The sequence below is a fragment of the Pseudidiomarina homiensis genome, assembly GCF_003987225.1.
GTDB lineage: Bacteria > Pseudomonadota > Gammaproteobacteria > Enterobacterales > Alteromonadaceae > Pseudidiomarina > Pseudidiomarina homiensis.
Window position 1 is genome coordinate 1,521,290 of record NZ_PIPX01000001.1, and the last position, 16,175, is coordinate 1,537,464.

General features: G+C 49.9%; 16 protein-coding genes. 11 read left to right on the forward strand and 5 right to left on the reverse strand.

Annotation, left to right across the window (positions count from 1 at the left end; all coding sequences use genetic code 11):
* Positions 1–2: 2 nt before the first annotated feature.
* From coxB to CWI70_RS07275, 4 genes are read left to right on the forward strand one after another with little or no spacing between them, the layout of a single operon-like run.
* Positions 3–1,091, forward strand: coding sequence for a cytochrome c oxidase subunit II (gene coxB / locus CWI70_RS07260; protein WP_126772809.1), 1,089 nt, complete (start codon positions 3–5; stop codon positions 1,089–1,091).
* A 13-nt stretch (positions 1,092–1,104) separates the two neighbouring features.
* Complete coding sequence (ctaD, locus tag CWI70_RS07265) at positions 1,105–2,694, forward strand: cytochrome c oxidase subunit I (RefSeq protein ID WP_126771854.1); 1,590 nt, start codon at positions 1,105–1,107, stop codon at positions 2,692–2,694.
* 1 nt (position 2,695) lies between these two features.
* Positions 2,696–3,274, forward strand: a complete 579-nt coding sequence (locus CWI70_RS07270) for a cytochrome c oxidase assembly protein (protein ID WP_126771856.1) — start codon at positions 2,696–2,698, stop codon at positions 3,272–3,274.
* A 10-nt stretch (positions 3,275–3,284) separates the two neighbouring features.
* Positions 3,285–4,166, forward strand: coding sequence for a cytochrome c oxidase subunit 3 (locus CWI70_RS07275; protein WP_126771857.1), 882 nt, complete (start codon positions 3,285–3,287; stop codon positions 4,164–4,166).
* A gap of 32 nt (positions 4,167–4,198) precedes the next feature.
* Here CWI70_RS07275 and CWI70_RS07280 read toward each other — a convergent pair whose 3' ends face one another.
* Positions 4,199–4,414, reverse strand: coding sequence for a DUF2909 domain-containing protein (locus CWI70_RS07280; RefSeq protein WP_126771859.1), 216 nt, complete (start codon positions 4,412–4,414; stop codon positions 4,199–4,201).
* A 27-nt stretch (positions 4,415–4,441) separates the two neighbouring features.
* On the opposite strand from CWI70_RS07280, the gene CWI70_RS07285 reads away from it, so the two are divergent.
* The 5 genes from CWI70_RS07285 to CWI70_RS07305 are packed head-to-tail and all read left to right on the forward strand — an operon-like array spanning position 4,442 to position 8,287.
* Entirely contained in the window at positions 4,442–5,167 is a 726-nt protein-coding gene (locus tag CWI70_RS07285) for an SURF1 family protein (RefSeq protein ID WP_126771861.1), read from the forward strand.
* Positions 5,164–5,709 carry a hypothetical protein gene (locus CWI70_RS07290; RefSeq protein ID WP_126771863.1) on the forward strand — a complete coding sequence of 182 codons (546 nt, stop codon included), beginning with the start codon at positions 5,164–5,166 and terminating at the stop codon, positions 5,707–5,709. The genes CWI70_RS07285 and CWI70_RS07290 overlap by 4 nt, the downstream gene beginning before the upstream one ends.
* A 4-nt stretch (positions 5,710–5,713) precedes the next feature.
* Complete coding sequence (locus CWI70_RS07295; RefSeq protein WP_126771865.1) at positions 5,714–6,697, forward strand: COX15/CtaA family protein; 984 nt, start codon at positions 5,714–5,716, stop codon at positions 6,695–6,697.
* 34 nt (positions 6,698–6,731) lie between these two features.
* Positions 6,732–7,640 (forward strand): heme o synthase, encoded by a 909-nt coding sequence (gene cyoE, locus CWI70_RS07300; protein WP_126771867.1) that lies wholly within the window; start codon positions 6,732–6,734, stop codon positions 7,638–7,640.
* A 23-nt stretch (positions 7,641–7,663) separates the two neighbouring features.
* A complete protein-coding gene (locus tag CWI70_RS07305; RefSeq protein WP_126771869.1) occupies positions 7,664–8,287 on the forward strand; it encodes an SCO family protein in 624 nt (207 codons plus the stop codon).
* Here the strand turns inward: CWI70_RS07305 and CWI70_RS07310 are convergent.
* On the reverse strand, positions 8,284–9,354 hold the full coding sequence (locus CWI70_RS07310) for a polysaccharide deacetylase family protein (RefSeq protein ID WP_126771871.1): 1,071 nt from the start codon (positions 9,352–9,354) through the stop codon (positions 8,284–8,286). The genes CWI70_RS07305 and CWI70_RS07310 overlap by 4 nt on opposite strands.
* Here CWI70_RS07310 and CWI70_RS07315 point away from each other — a divergent pair.
* The gene (locus CWI70_RS07315) at positions 9,320–10,687 is read left to right on the forward strand and encodes an MATE family efflux transporter (RefSeq protein ID WP_241967837.1); all 1,368 of its coding nucleotides are present in this window, start codon (positions 9,320–9,322) and stop codon (positions 10,685–10,687) included. The two genes, CWI70_RS07310 and CWI70_RS07315, sit on opposite strands and share 35 nt — an antisense overlap.
* On the opposite strand, the gene CWI70_RS07320 is transcribed toward CWI70_RS07315, so the two are convergent.
* Positions 10,655–12,049, reverse strand: coding sequence for a DUF4397 domain-containing protein (locus CWI70_RS07320; protein WP_126771873.1), 1,395 nt, complete (start codon positions 12,047–12,049; stop codon positions 10,655–10,657). The two genes, CWI70_RS07315 and CWI70_RS07320, sit on opposite strands and share 33 nt — an antisense overlap.
* Before the next feature lie 78 nt (positions 12,050–12,127).
* Positions 12,128–12,706, reverse strand: coding sequence for a Fe-S biogenesis protein NfuA (gene nfuA, locus CWI70_RS07325; protein WP_126771875.1), 579 nt, complete (start codon positions 12,704–12,706; stop codon positions 12,128–12,130).
* A gap of 144 nt (positions 12,707–12,850) precedes the next feature.
* Between nfuA and CWI70_RS07330 the strand changes: the two genes are divergently transcribed.
* A complete protein-coding gene (locus CWI70_RS07330; protein WP_126771877.1) occupies positions 12,851–15,463 on the forward strand; it encodes a M14 family zinc carboxypeptidase in 2,613 nt (870 codons plus the stop codon).
* Here CWI70_RS07330 and CWI70_RS07335 read toward each other — a convergent pair.
* A complete protein-coding gene (locus tag CWI70_RS07335) occupies positions 15,460–16,158 on the reverse strand; it encodes a ComF family protein (RefSeq protein ID WP_126771879.1) in 699 nt (232 codons plus the stop codon). The genes CWI70_RS07330 and CWI70_RS07335 overlap by 4 nt on opposite strands.
* Positions 16,159–16,175: the final 17 nt, after the last annotated feature.

Here is a 16,175-nt window from a genome sequence, read left to right on the forward strand (position 1 = left end):
CCATGATCCCCATGGCTGCGCAAGCTCGTTCTCAGTTAAACCTCCCACAAGGGGTCACTGAGATTAGTAATCGCGTTTACGATCTACATATGACGATATTCTATATCTGCTGTGTGATCGGTTTAGTCGTTTTTGGGGCCATGTTTTGGTCAATGATTCGGCACCGCAAATCTAAAGGTCGCAAACCAGCAACGTTCCATGAAAACGTGAAGGTTGAAATCCTTTGGACCGTAGTTCCTTTTTTGATTCTCATCGGTATGGCCATTCCTGCCACTTCAACCTTGATCGCCATGGAAGACACTTCCGAGGCTGAACTTACGGTTTTGGTGACTGGTTCTCAATGGAAATGGCATTACAGATACTTAGATAGCGATGTTGAGTACTTCAGTTTGCTCGCCACCCAGCGTGAGCAGATTGAGAACAAATTCGACAAAGGCGAGAATTACTTGCTCGAAGTCGATCGCCCACTCGTTATTCCTACCGACCGTAAAGTTCGCTTTCTTGTGACCTCAGATGACGTCATCCACTCTTGGTGGGTACCCGACTTTGCGGTCAAGAAAGATGCCAACCCAGGCTTCATTAACGAAGCGTGGACCAAGGTTGATGAACCAGGTATCTATCGCGGCCAGTGCGCTGAGCTTTGCGGTAAAGACCATGGCTTCATGCCGGTGGTCGTCATTGCTAAAGAGCCTGCGGAGTTTGACGCATGGATCGCTGAGCAAGAGCAAATCGCGCAACGTGAAAAAGAAGAAGAACAACGTTTGCTAGCTATGTCGATGGACATGGATGAGCTGATGGAGCTCGGTGAGCGCGTTTATCTTGGCAGTTGTGCTGCTTGTCACCAGGCCAACGGTGAAGGTATCCCTGGCGTATTCCCTGCACTCAAAGGCTCGCCTATGGCGCTCAATGATATGGAAGGCCATATCAACATCGTGGTTAACGGTAAGTCTGGCACCTCGATGCAGGCTTTCGGTAATCAGCTAAGCCTACGTGAGCTTGCTGCAGTTATTACCTACGAGCGTAACGCTTGGGGCAATGATACCGGTGAAACGGTACAAGCTGCAGACGTTAACGCATTTATAAACGAATAAGGGAGACCTGACTATGAGCACTGTTGTTGGCGAAGTTGATCAGCACGACGATCACCATCATCACGCGCCGTCGGGTATTACCCGTTGGCTATTTACGACGAACCACAAAGATATCGGCTCGCTGTATCTTTGGTTCTCTTTCATTATGTTCTTGGTGGGCGGTTCTATGGCGATGGTTATTCGCGCCGAACTGTTCCAACCCGGTTTACAGCTGGTAGACCCACACTTCTTTAACCAGATGACTACTGTGCATGGTCTCATCATGGTTTTTGGTGCCGTTATGCCCGCCTTCACCGGCTTAGCGAACTGGATGATTCCAATGATGATTGGTGCGCCTGATATGGCGTTACCACGCATGAATAACTGGAGTTTCTGGATCTTGCCATTCGCCTTTACGATTCTATTGGCGTCGTTGTTTATGGAAGGCGGCGGTCCGGCATTCGGTTGGACCTTCTACGCGCCGTTGTCGACCACCTACAGTAGCGACTCTACCGCACTATTCGTGTTCTCGGTCCACATCATGGGTATCTCATCCATCATGGGTGCGATTAATGTGATTGTGACCATTATGAACATGCGTGCTCCGGGCATGAGTTATATGAAAATGCCGCTGTTCGTGTGGACATGGTTTATTACGGCGTTCCTGCTGATTGCCGTTATGCCGGTACTCGCTGGTGCGGTGACCATGGTACTTACCGACAAGTATTTCGGTACCAGCTTCTTTGACGCTGCAGGGGGCGGTGACCCAGTATTGTTCCAGCATATTTTCTGGTTCTTTGGGCATCCTGAAGTCTACATTATGATCTTGCCGTCCTTCGGTATTGTTTCGGCGATTATTCCAGCCTTCTCGCGCAAAAGACTGTTCGGCTACGCCTCGATGGTGTATGCAACCGCGGCCATTGCCGGGTTGTCGTTCTTGGTCTGGGCGCACCACATGTTTACTACGGGCATGCCAGTCTTTGCCGAACTGTTCTTCATGTACTGTACGATGCTGATCTCGGTGCCGACGGGTGTCAAAGTCTTTAACTGGGTGGCGACCATGTGGCGTGGCTCAATTAGCTTTGAAACGCCCATGCTGTTTGCCCTTGCCTTCGTCATTTTGTTTACCATCGGCGGCTTCTCAGGGCTAATGTTGGCGATTACACCTGTGGATTTCCAATATCACGATACCTATTTCGTGGTTGCACACTTCCACTATGTACTCGTAAGTGGGGCCATCTTCTCGATTATGGCCGCAGCCTACTACTGGCTGCCAAAATGGACCGGCCATATGTATGACGAGAAGCTAGCGAAGACGCATTTCTGGGCTTCACTCATCTCAGTAAACGTATTGTTCTTCCCGATGCATTTTGCTGGCTTGGCAGGTATGCCTCGACGTATCCCTGACTACTCGATCGCCTTTGCTGATATCAACCAAATCGTCAGTATCGGTGGCTTCGCATTCGGCCTTTCACAATTGATTTTCCTTTGGGTAGTCATTAAGTGTGTGAAAGGTGGTGAAAAAGCGCCAGCTAAGCCTTGGGAAGGTGCTGAGGGCTTAGAGTGGACAGTCCCATCGCCAGCGCCGTATCACACCTTCGATACGCCACCTGAGGTGAAATAAGATGAGTGAACGACCAACTCAACCGGATAACACCCGCATCGTCCGTCGGCTCCTGCTGACGGTCGTGGGGATGTTCGCGTTCGGATTTGCGTTGGTTCCACTGTACAACGTGTTCTGTGATATCACTGGTTTTAACGGCCGCTTTACCGATGGTCAGGCGGCCGCCAACACCAAAACAGTGGATACTAGCCGAACCATTAATGTGCAATTTATTACGCGTGTGAATAAAGGCATGCCATGGGGCTTTGAACCCGAGGTTCAGTCGGTGCGTGTGCATCCGGGTGAAACCAAGGTAGTCAACTTTTTCGCCAAGAACCTAACTGGGAAGAATATGGTAGCGCAAGCTATCCCATCGGTCGCCCCTGGCGAGGCCTCGCTCTACCTCAATAAGGTCGAATGTTTTTGCTTCAATCAGCAGCCACTTGCTGCCGGCAGCGACACCGCAATGCCGATGCAATTCTATTTGGACCCAGAGATTCCTGAGCATATTCATACGGTTACCCTGTCATACACAATGTACGATATGACAGAAAACGCTCAACCTGATGCTCTGGCCGCGCTTGCGCAGCCAGTGAACTGAGGATTTTGCAATGGCAGAACAAAAACACGAAAAATATTACGTGCCAGCCTCAAGCCCATGGCCAATTGTTGGCGCAATCGGCTTAGGCCTTATTGCTTTTGGTGCCGGACACACCGTCATCGACGCGAGTAAGGACGCTGACGGCTGGGGTATCAATGTATTACTTGGCGGTATCGCCGTTATCTTGGTCATGCTATTTGGTTGGTTCCGCGACCAAATCAACGAGTCGATGTCAGGGCTTTACAGCAAACAGCTTGGACACTCTTATCGGCAAGGTATGGCATGGTTTATCTTCTCAGAAATCATGTTCTTTGCCGCATTCTTTGGAGCGCTCTTCTATGCTCGCGTGATAGCGGTGGAGTGGCTCGGTGGCGCCAGTAATAACGCCATGACCAACGAAGTTCTATGGCCTGGATTCGAAGCCATTTGGCCGTTAACCGAAACGCCTGGTGGCACTGAATCTGGTGCTATGGGTTGGACCGGCTTACCGCTTTATAACACCATTATCCTGATTATTTCTTCGTTTACCTGTCACTTTGCCCATGTCGGTTTAGAAAAGGGCAAACGTAAGCAGCTCACCGCGTGGCTGGGCCTCACCATTATTCTTGGTTGTATCTTCTTGTATTTGCAAGGCGCCGAGTACGTGCATGCATACGAAGAACTGGGCCTAACCTTGGATTCTGGTATTTACGGCAATACCTTTTACATGCTTACTGGTTTCCATGGTATGCACGTAACTTTAGGTACCATCATGCTCATTGTGATGTTCTTACGCGTCGTAAAAGGACATTTCACCCCGGAAAGCCATTTCGCCTTCCAAGCGACGAGCTGGTACTGGCACTTTGTTGATGTGGTTTGGGTGTGCTTGTTTATCTTTGTGTATGTACTTTAGCGAGTCGTATCAGACCGTACTAAACCGAAGGTTTAGTACGGTCTTGGATTCGGGTCCAACAGACCGGTCGCTAATAAAATAATAATAATCAAAATAGCCAGAGCTGATGCGCCGACACGACGCCCTAAATAGCGTGTCATAGATGGTTTACTTGGATCGTCGCGTAACATTGCAAGCAACGCGCGCATCAAGTTAAAAACCATGAACAACATGAGTAGTACTAAAATGATTTTTGCGGTAACGACCATTCTAAATTCCTGTCTCGGTATAAGCTGATGCGCATTAGCACTGTTCTAGTTACGCTCACCACTGTGCTGGCAATTAGCTTTTTGGTCAAGCTTGGTTTATGGCAACTTGACCGGGCAGCGGAGAAACAGGCTTTGTTTGACGATTTCGCTGCTGCTCAAGCGCAAGCCGACGAACTAAAGTTTAAACCCCTCTTCGCGATGAACGAAGAGCCTGAACGTTACCAACCAGTACAGGTAACTGGACAATTTTTAGATGACTACTTACTGCTCGATAACCAAGTCTATCAAGGAAAAGTCGGCTATCACGTCATCGGACTTTTACGTACTGAACAACGCCCCGAGCTTGTTCCAGTAAACTTAGGTTGGGTACCTGTAGGCTTGGATCGCACCAAATTACCTCAGCTTGAGTTACCTAACGACGTCCTTACCGTCAAAGGTTGGTTTTACCAACCTAATACCGATGGTTTTTCTCTTGCCAAACGCATTGTAGAACCTAACGGACCGCCGTGGCGCATCCAGCAGCTTGATGCATCAGCGATCAGCGATGCTCTTGAACTTCCCATCGCTACCAATGTGGTGCTACTCTCCGAAGCGGAGGCTTATGGCTGGCCAAGGTCGTGGCAGCCGCAGGTAATGTCACCGGAGAAACATCAAGCCTATGCGCTGCAATGGTTTTCTTTGGCACTTGCCTTGTTGATAGTGGTACTTCTCGTCCGCCGTTCCATAACGAAAACAAAAAAGGAAGGGACATGACTTCAATAAAAAAATCTCGTGCAACCATGATTGGTGTGGTGCTCGCTTTTGCCTTACCCGTTATCGGTGCTAAGTTCGTACTTGACCAAAGCTGGTACCAAGGCGCGGCGACCAATAAGGGCACAATGTTGGTACCGCCAATCGCTTTAGGTGAGCAACTGAAACAACGCTTACCGGAAGGCTGGCACGTCGCACTCATTGCGGATGATAACTGTGGCGCCCAGTGCGAACAGGGGCTCTATGCGATGAACCAACTCGATGTCGCCTTAGGCAAAGAAAGTGACCGCGTAAAGCCTATCGTATTGAGTCGCGAACCGCTTGCTTTTGACCTTAGTCAAACGCCTATGGTGCAACCATTCAACGATACCGAAATAATCGATAACCTAAGCGATCTTCCTTCCTATCGGCTGTTTATTATTGACCCTTTAGGTAACGTGATGCTGCATTACCCGACCTTTGCTGATGAAGAGCAAATGCGCGCTGAAGCTAAAAATCTGCTCTCCGATCTGCGAACTTTGTTAAAGCTTTCTCGTGTAGGATAATACCATGCGTCTTCTCGTAAATTTTAGCATTGCCTTAGCCCTGGTCGTTATTGTGCTTGGCGCCTACACTCGGTTGACCGATGCGGGCCTAGGCTGCCCAGATTGGCCCGGGTGCTATGGCCACCTTACCGTCCCCACAGACACCGACAAAATTAATCAGGCGCAAGCGTTATTCCCTGATGCGCCGCTGGAGCACCACAAAGCTTGGAACGAAATGATTCACCGCTATGCCGCCGGCATGCTCGGTGTTTTTATCCTAGTTATCGCGGTTACCGCCGTGGTACGCCAACGTAAACGTGCTGAAACACCAGTAAAGTCACCGCTGTTCTTATTGGCGTTAGTTATTTTTCAAGCCGCGCTTGGTATGTGGACCGTAACACTGAACTTGCAGCCACTCGTGGTGATGGGACATTTACTAGGTGGTTTCACAACTTTGTCATTATTGTATTTATTGCGCCTGCGGCTGAAACGCATTCATTTACCCATGGGCGATCCAAAAGCACGTTCATTCAGTGGGCTAGCCATGTTCGCGCTATTCATTGTGGTCGCACAAATCGCCTTAGGCGGCTGGGTTGCAGCTAACTATGCTGCATTGGCCTGTACTGAACTACCCATCTGCGAAGGTGATTGGTCTGCCAATCTAGATATCGCCGGCGCTTTTTCAGTTCCAGAAGCCGTTACTTATCAATATGGCGCACATGATTACGCCGAGCGTATGACCATGCATGTCGCCCACCGCATCGGAGCCATTCTGACCTTACTCGTCGTCGGGCTTCTGTTAGTACAGGGCTACAAAAAAGCACAGTCCAGCGTGATTCGTGGAAGTTTAAATTGGGTTACCGTTGCACTCACGTTGCAAATTGCGTTGGGTATCAGCAATGTTGTTATGATGCTACCGCTTGGTGTTGCCGTTGCTCACAATTTAATGGGTGCATTGCTACTACTGAGTTTGGTAGGCTTAAACTATAAAATCGCACGGCACGCATAATAATAACAAGTCAGTGCGTAAGGAAGTAAGTTGTATGACCGAGATGACGTATAAGCGTCACGCCAACTGGCGTGACTATTTAGAGCTCACCAAGCCGCGAGTAGTACTATTGTTGCTGTTAACGGCATTAGTAGGTATTTGTCTCGCCAGTCCAACCTGGGTGGGATGGGAAATTGTTCTGCCGGCGATGGTCGGTATTGGTTTAATGTCTGGCTCTGCAGCCGCAGTCAATCACCTCGTCGACCGCCACATTGATGCTCGTATGGCGCGCACGCTACGCCGTCCATTACCGTCAGGTAATTTGTCACCACGCCATGTGCTCACTTTTGCTGCCGTCATCGGGACACTCGGCTTCATTGTGTTAGCGCTATGGGTCAACATGCTCACAGCTTGGCTCACTTTCGCCAGTCTCGTTGGTTACGCTATCGTGTACACCATGTACCTAAAGCGCGCCACACCGCAAAACATCGTCATTGGCGGCTTAGCTGGGGCCGCTCCACCGTTGCTTGGTTGGACCGCAGTGACCAATGACATTCACCCGCACGCAATTTTGCTGGTTATGATCGTCTTTACTTGGACACCTCCCCATTTTTGGGCGCTTGCTGTGCACCGAGCAAAAGATTACGCCAAAGCTGAAATTCCGATGTTGCCGGTCACGCATGGCATTGAATTTACCAAAACCTGTATTTTGCTCTACACCATTTTGCTCGCGATCATCTGCCTACTACCCTATATTGTCGGCATGTCTGGCTTAATTTACCTGATTGGTTCAAGCGTCCTGAGTATTTGGTTTTTAGTCTATGCTTGGAAGCTGAAGTTTGCCCCGAAAAAGCACACGGCTTATCGCATGTTTACCTTTTCAATTTGGCAGCTAATGGCTTTGTTTGTGCTATTGTTAGTAGACCACTATGTTGCTACTCCAGCGCTTCAGCTGACGGGCTAGCAAAAGGATAAGAGGTTTTCGGAATGCAAAAATTATTAGTCTCGGTTGTTGCTATTATCGCTCTCGTTGCTGGGGTAGTTATTTTTAATAGCCTGCCAAAACCACAACCTCAAGCTCTGGTTTATAACCCTCCGCGTGCACTCGAACCCTTTATGCTTGAGGGCCACAATGGTTCACAACTTAGTAATGCTGACTTGACTGGACAATGGACTTTCTTGTTCACCGGCTATACATCGTGTCCTGATATTTGCCCGACAACCATGGCTGATTTGCGCAAGTTCATGCCGCAGTTAACGTCGTTTACGGAACGCCCAGTGCGTGTGTGGATGATCAGTGTCGACCCCAAACGGGATACACTGCAGAAGCTCTCTGACTACAACACTTATTTCGGTAAAGAATTCCTAGGTGTGCGTGCGGAACACAAAAACCTGTATCCGTTCGTCAACGGCTTGGGTTTGATGTACTCCATTCCGAGTGAGGGTGAAACGGATTACCTCGTTAACCACAGTTCCGCTATTGTTCTCGTCAATCCAGACGGTGAACGGCATGCCATTTTTAAGGCCAGTCACGATGCTGGACAGCTACCGACTGTTGATATGGATCAGATGGTACAAGACTTCCAGTTGATCACCCAACACTACAACTAATCCGGCCAGCGCCCCTGCTCATTGGGGCGTACCAAAGGCACCGAATACCAATAAAAACGCCCACTTTGGCTTAGGCTAGGCACCGTGCAATTGACCCGTGAACGACCGATAGGTATGTCGGTAAGTGTCAGCCGCGCGGTAACGTTGTGCCACTGAGGCTGCAGTTGCTCACCTTGATAGAAACAGTTCATTTGTGTCGGTCGATAGTCGTCCGTATGCTTCACTTCAAAGCTCACCGTGAGGCTATCGCTAGCTTTACTGAGAACCATGTTCTCCGGCGTCACTTTATCAACAGGCAAAGCCAGACTCGCGATTTTTGTTGCTAGCGTCTTTAGGTTGGCGTACTGCGCTGAAGCTGGGAACCTTGGCACTTGTGTACGCAAGCTATACTTACCCCATGCGCCACTGTGTTGGCCGAAAGCTAGGAATTCATGCTCTTCAAGTAAGTTCGCCAAGGCCGGATTGTATTCGCCGTAAGGATACGCAAAGTGACGCGGCTGTTTGCTCCCCATACCTTGTTCAAGCGCTTCTTGGGCGGCCAGAATATCGTGCTCTTGGCGCGCTAACCATTCTGCTTCGCTTTCGTTTTCGCGCCGCCAAGTCATGTGCTCGTGGCTGTTCGAATGATTAGCGATGCTGGCACCGTATTGTTCTAACTCCTGAAGTTGTGCCCAGGTCATATAAAGCCGCGGCGTCTCAGCCATCAATTTCGGGTTAACGAAAATAGTGAATGGGTAGCGATACCGTTTAAATAGCTCTACGCCGTTGGCGTAGATATTGCGCCAGCCGTCATCAAAGGTGATCGCCACGAGCTTATCCGGAACCTCCCCTGACTGCACGATTTCATCGGCTTGCGCCAAAGAAACCACACGGTAGTCGTGTTCCTTCAGGTACTCAAAATGGGCTTCTAATTCTGCGGCTGTTACCGAAGTCACGCGCGGTGTATCATCGCCAATATGATGATACTGCAAAACCACAACGCCATGCTCTGCAGACGCCTCTTTCGCTTGTAAGGGAACTACCGCAACAGCTATGACCAAGACACACAGCACAAACACGAATCGCATTGTCGACCTCCGAAAAATGTGGGGAACATGGCCGGCACATCAAAAGATTTTTGCCATCGCATTACCGATGATCATTTCTAATATTGCCGCACCATTGTTAGGCCTTGTTGATACCGCCATCATAGGGCATCTGCCTGATTCAATCTACCTGAGCGCGGTTGCACTTGGCGCCATGATTGTCAGTTTCATCTTTTTACTCGCGGTATTCTTACGGATGACCACTACAGGTGAAATTGCGCGTGCGTTTGGTCGCAAAGACGTCGCACAACAACGTCAGATCAGCATGCACGCCCTTAGTTTTGCCCTGCTCCTCGGTTTACTCATCATATTGGCCAAACCATGGTTGCTCGACTTAGCTTTTTGGTTAGTCCAGCCGAGCACGCAATTACGTGATTATGCCACCGAGTATATTTCAATTCGTTTATGGGCTGCGCCAGCGGCTTTAATCAATTTAGTCGTACTGGGAATACTACTCGGTCGTCAGCAAAGCCGCCAAGCCATGTTGTTGGTGATTTTTACCAACGCCGTGAATGTTGTCGCCGATGTCATTTTGATTATTGGCCTTGGACTCAATGTCGAGGGGGCAGCTTGGGCTTCAGTAGCCGCAGAGGTAAGTACAGCTGCGCTTGGGCTATTCATGTTACGCCAGCTACTGCAATTGAAGAAAAGTTGGCAACTGCAAACGGCCTACTTTGCGCGCTTCTTTGGGATGAATCGCGACGTATTTATCCGCTCCCTTGTGCTACAACTCTGCATGGCCACCATGACCGGTTACGCAGCCCGCTTCGGTGACCTTTACGTGGCCGTGAATACGGTATTAATGCAGTTCTTAATGCTCATCTCGCTCGGTTTGGATGGCATTGCTTACGCGGTAGAAGCACTCGCCGGAGCTGCGGTGGGACGGCGACGTAAAGCGGAGGTGAATTATTGGCTGCGTCTGACACTCATTTGGTCAGTTATTTTTGCCTGTCTTTACAGCATTACCTTTGCCTTGTCAGGAGCGGCGATTATCGGTGCGTTAACCGACCTTCCTGATGTTATTAATACCGCACATCGTTACTTACCTTGGATCGTTGTACTCCCATTGCTAGGGCATTGGAGCTATTACTTCGACGGTGTCTACATTGGCCTGGGTTGGACACACGCAATGCGCGACACCATGCTTATTAGCGCAATCGGGGTTTTTGTTCCGGCTTGGTGGTTGGGGCAGAATTTGCTCACAAAAGAAAATGCCAACCACGGTTTGTGGTTGGCATTGAGTGCCTTTCTGTTAGCCAGAGGCGTCAGTCAATGGCTCTTCTTACTCGCCCGCAGGCGCCAAATCATCGAGTAAGATTAGGCCCGGTGGCAAACCGCCGCCCGTCGCATCAACTGCTGCGGCGGTGTAGATGCCGCCACCTTCAAGCGTCAACGGTACTGGACCAATCGCCGCTGTTTTAGTGCCAGTCGCGGTCACCGTGACCACATAGTCACCTGGCAGTAACGACACATAGCCAGTAGACACCAAACCTTCTGCGTTAAAAGGAATATCGGTAAACGCAGGATCAGCCGTGCTAATGTCATCAGTGGCGGTGACGTAGATATCGACATTACCAGCACTTGGTGAAGCATGAACTAATTGGATTTGCGCTTCAGTCGCAATGCGACGCTGCATTTCAGTCACTGCCGCTAAAGTCAGCGAACCGTCAGCGACCGCACCCACAGCATAAACGCTGAGCTTATCGCTCGTTGCTAAACTCAGTGGTACATCGTCGAGTACAGTAGCACCGCCGGCAACGTTAACATCAACCACGTAGTCATCGGCTGGAAGATTAATAAAACCAGTCGCTTCAGTAAACGCGAGGTTGGTGATCGCCGGTGCAGCATTATTCACGGCAACGTCTACAGCTGGAGCATCAGCACTTGCATGTACCACGCGAATATCAGCGCCAGCGTTAACGTCTGGCAGCAGAGTTGCCCCTTCACCATCGGCAATCTGGAGCATCACTGGCGAACTACCGGTCATGGTGTTAGCCACTGCCGCAACCACTAAATCAGCGCCATCAGGTAAAGTGATTGAACCGCTATCGTAGACCACCGATGCGGGCTCACCAGCCACAGTAATGCGTACTTGGTAATCATCGGCAGGTACTTCTACTTGCCCTGAGTTATCCATGTACGCGAGCGTGGTAAGTGCCGCTTCGGCCGATAAATCAGCACCAGGCGCTGTTACATAGATATCAACCAAAGGCGCATCGGGAGCTGCATGGACTACTTCGACACGGGCATTACCCGCAGTAACGTCACCGAACTCATTGGCGAAAATCAGTGGTTCAATCGAGCCGTCACCTACTTTACCGACAGCGAAAACTTCGTAACGTAGGTTCTCACCTAGATTGACATCAGCTGGACCGATGACGGTAGCGGTTGAACCATCGGCAAGAATGCCGTCGACTTGCAGGCTGTAGGAACCTTCATCAAGTTCCAGCACACCAGAAGATGCACCAAACGGAACGCCTTCCAGCGCTGCATTGCCATCAACCAAAACATTTACATCTGGGGCGTCCGCAACACTATGGTGAACGCGGACGTAAGTAGATTGAGGGGGTGGCGTTGGAATATCAACAACCGGATCAGGGTCGCTACTATCACTGCCACAAGCTGCTAGCATGAACACCGCGACGGCGGGTATACTATATTTTGTGATCCCATTCATAGTTTGTTCCTCGTTGTGTTATAGGCAAATTCCACATACGCAGGAATAAAATGATTGGGATCACTTTTTCATCAGATGTTAATAATAAGAGTGTTCACCATGTTGGTGTTCAGTGACGTCTTTCACACCTTTTAACTCTTCTGGGAAGCGCTGTAGAAGCTCTTTTTCAATACCCTCCTTGAGGGTCACATCTACCATGCTGCAACCGTTACAACCACCGCCAAACTGCAGTATTGCGTAACCTTCATCAGTGATTTGATTAATGGCGACACGACCACCGTGACTTGCAAGTTGCGGATTGATCTCAGCTTGAATCACATATTCGACACGTTCAATCAATGGCGCATCGTCATCAACCTTACGCGCTTTCGCATTCGGCGCTTTCAACGTTAGTTGTGAACCTAGCTCTTGCTCTTCAAAGTCAATGACTGCGTCTTGTAAAAACGGTGCGCTACCTGAGTCTACGACCGCATCAAAGCCGCTAAACGGCAAGGTCTCATCATCTGGCTCAACGGAGTCAGGCGGGCAATAGGAAACGCCACATTCGGCTGACGGCGTCCCCGGGTTCACCACAAACACGCGGATATTGGTGTTATCCGGTTGTTCGGCAAGCAATTTGCGAAAATGCGCTTGGGCGCTTTCAGTAATACGAATCATGGGGTTACCACCTCACTGCTATACTTGAGTGTTTTAGTAAGGTATATCTTATCGCAAAAATCGGTCATTGCATAGTAAGCAGCTTGGGCTACAGCACGTCTTTTGCTAGCTTAGAGCGGTGTTTCAATCATTTAGGAAAGAATTATGCGATTGCTCAAGATGTTTGCAGCAGTGCTACTTTTTACGTCTACAAGCGCCTTTGGTGCCGCGTTAAAAGATTACCTGCCAACCGATGTAACTTACGACCCAGCGATTCCGACGCCAAAGGAAATCTTAGGTTATGAAGTCGGCGAGTGGCATGTTCGCCATGACCAACTCGTTCGTTACATGGAAGTTCTCGCAGAAAAAAGCGATCGCTTCAGTATCGAGGTCACCGGTCGTACCCACGAACAACGGCCATTACTGTTACTGACCGTCACCACTCCAGAAAATCATGCCAACATCGATACCTTGCGCGATGCACACACTGCGATTGCTGACCCCGCCCGTCAAGGTGATCCTGAAACAGCACCACTTGTGCTTTACATGGGTTATAGCATCCATGGTGATGAACCGAGTGGTAGTAATGCGGCGCTCCTGTACGCGTACTATCTTGCTGCAGCGCAAGGTGAAAAAATTGAAGCCGTGTTGCGTGATACTATCATTTTGCTTGATCCAAGCTTAAACCCTGATGGCCTTGCACGTTTCGCCCAATGGGCCAATCAACATCGCAGTCAAAACCTAGTCAGCGACCCACAACATCGCGAACATGTGCAAGGTACGCCACGCGGGCGCGTTAACCACTACTGGTTTGACTTAAACCGTGATTGGTTGTTGCTACAACACCCAGAGTCACGTGCACGTATCGCGAACTTTCAAAAATGGAAGCCAAATGTACTCACTGACTTCCACGAGATGGGCACGAATAGCACCTTTTTCTTCCAGCCAGGGATTCCAACACGGCGTAATCCAAATACCCCAGAAGAAAATGTGACGCTAACGGCTAAGCTTGCCGAAGGGCATGCCGCTGCGCTTGATGAACAAGGCCGCTTGTACTTTACCGAAGAAGCCTTCGATGATTTTTACGTAGGTAAAGGTTCAACCTATCCTGACGTTCAAGGAGCCGTTGGAATTCTATTTGAGCAGGCATCCAGTCGGGGTCATGCACAAGACTCGATCAATGGCCTCGTTGAATTCCCGTTCACGATCCAAAACCAGTTCACGACCTCACTGACCACTATGTATGGCGCGCACGCCAACAAAGCCGCGTTTCTAGATTACCAGCAACGCTTTTTCGATAGTGGTTTAGAGCTCGCCGATGACGCTGACTTTAATGGCTATGTCTTTGGTGATAGCACTGACCCTGCGCGTCTCGAAGGAATGCTGGAAATTCTAGCGCAGCACGAGATTCAAGTTTATCCGCTCACCTCTGACGTCAAAGAAAACGGTGTAACGTTTAAACCAGGTTCAAGCTATTACGTGCCACTTGAGCAACCCCAATACCGCTTAATTCGGGCCATTTTTAGTACCCAACAGAGCTTCCTCGACAACACCTTCTATGATGTTTCAGGTTGGACCCTACCGTTAGCGTTCAATGTCGAATTTGCTGCTACCGATAGCCGTGTGCGTTACAGTGACCAAACTTGGCAAGCGGCCGACGCGCCAGCAATCAACTTAGCCGCCGATGCTTATGCTTATGGCTTTGATTGGCATAGCTACTTTGCCCCACGGGCATTGCAAGAGCTTTTAGCTGCAGACATTCACGTACGCCAAGCAGCCCAAGGTTTCACCGCTAAGGTAAGCGAAGGCCAGCACCAATTCGCACCAGGTGCTGTGGTGATCACCAAAGCTTATCAAGAACAGCCATGGCAAGAGGTTCAACAACAGCTGTTAGAAATTGCGACCCGCAATGGTATTACGCTGCACAGTATCAGCTCTGGCCTAACGCCTAACGGTATGGACTTAGGCAGCCGCAATCTGCGTCCTGTCGAGCCGGTAAGCGTTATGATGTTGGTCGGCGATGGTGCCAATATGTATGAGAACGGCGAGGCGTGGTATTACCTTGACCGTCACGTCAATATTCCGGTATCAATGATCGACACTGACCGCTTCAACCGTGTAGACCTAAAACGCTACACTCATATCTTACTAGTCGACGGTAGCTACCGTTCATTGAATGACAGAAGTGTTTCACGTCTGCGTGATTGGGTTCGTGCCGGTGGTACCGTTATCGGTCAACAAGGCGGCGCAAAATGGCTTGCTGAAAAAGAACTGTTAGCGGCGAAATTCGTTGCTAGCGATGCTTTCGACGAAAAATTTGATAGTAGCAGCCTAAGCTATGCTGATCGCGATAGTTACTACGGTAAACGCCGAGTCGCTGGTGCCATTTTTGGTGCTGAACTCGACTTAAGTCATCCGTTAACATTCGGCTTCCCACGCACTAAATTACCTGTATTCAAAGACAGTCTAAATGCAATGGAGATCCCGGAGTCGCCATTCATTACCGTGGCCCGCTATCAGGAAGAGCCACTACTCAGCGGTTATGCTGCCAAAGAAAACCGTGAAGTCATCAGCCAGAAAGCCGCTATCGTGGCACACCGCTTTGGTGGTGGTCGTGTGATTGGTTTTGCTGATGACATGAACTTCCGCGCGTTTTTCTGGGGCACCGCCAAGTTACTGAGCAACGCCATCTACCTAGCGCCAGCGATTGAAGCCTATGCGCAAAGTGATGAAGACGCTGCTGCAGCTGCAGCGGAGGCCGAAGAAGAAAGTCATTAAAGACGACCTGCCGCATGGGGCTCGGTATAACATAGCGTCCATGCGTCAACCGTCTTTGCACCACGCCGCTGCAATGCCGCAGCGGCGGCGGTGACCGAAGCGCCGCTGGTCAGAACGTCATCAACCACAGCTACGGTTAAACCGCTCACATCGCGCGTACAATGCATCGCATTTTGCATACTCTGCCAGCGCCGCTGACGACTTAACTTGTGTTGCTTAGCTTCATCGCGCAGACGCTTTAACAACCCGACACCATAGGGTATCTGCAATTGGGTGCCTATGGCACGTGCCAAGAGTCCAGCTTGATTATAACCGCGGTGTTGCCAGCGCTTGCGCGTCATCGGCATGGCCACGACCAGATCCGGCCATGGTAACTGATACTTCTGGTAGCATGCGATCAGGTGAGCGGACATTAATGGTGCTAACCAACGTACTAACTCTGGTGCACGTTGAAACTTAAACTGCTGCACTAATCGTTTACTCTCCGCTCGCCAGGCTAATGCCGCAAACCAATGTCGCCCATAGCTTTGCGCTCGACGGTCGCCACGCCAATGCAAACAAGCGGGAGGTAACCGTGGTAAGTCAGTGAAGCATGCACGACAAAAGCCATGGTGCTCAGTGGCCTTCAATGGCATCAAACACAGCCAGCAACCACCGACGGGTAGCTTGGCAAAAAGGTTACGGAAAGTTACCATTAGCTCCTCCTTGAGCG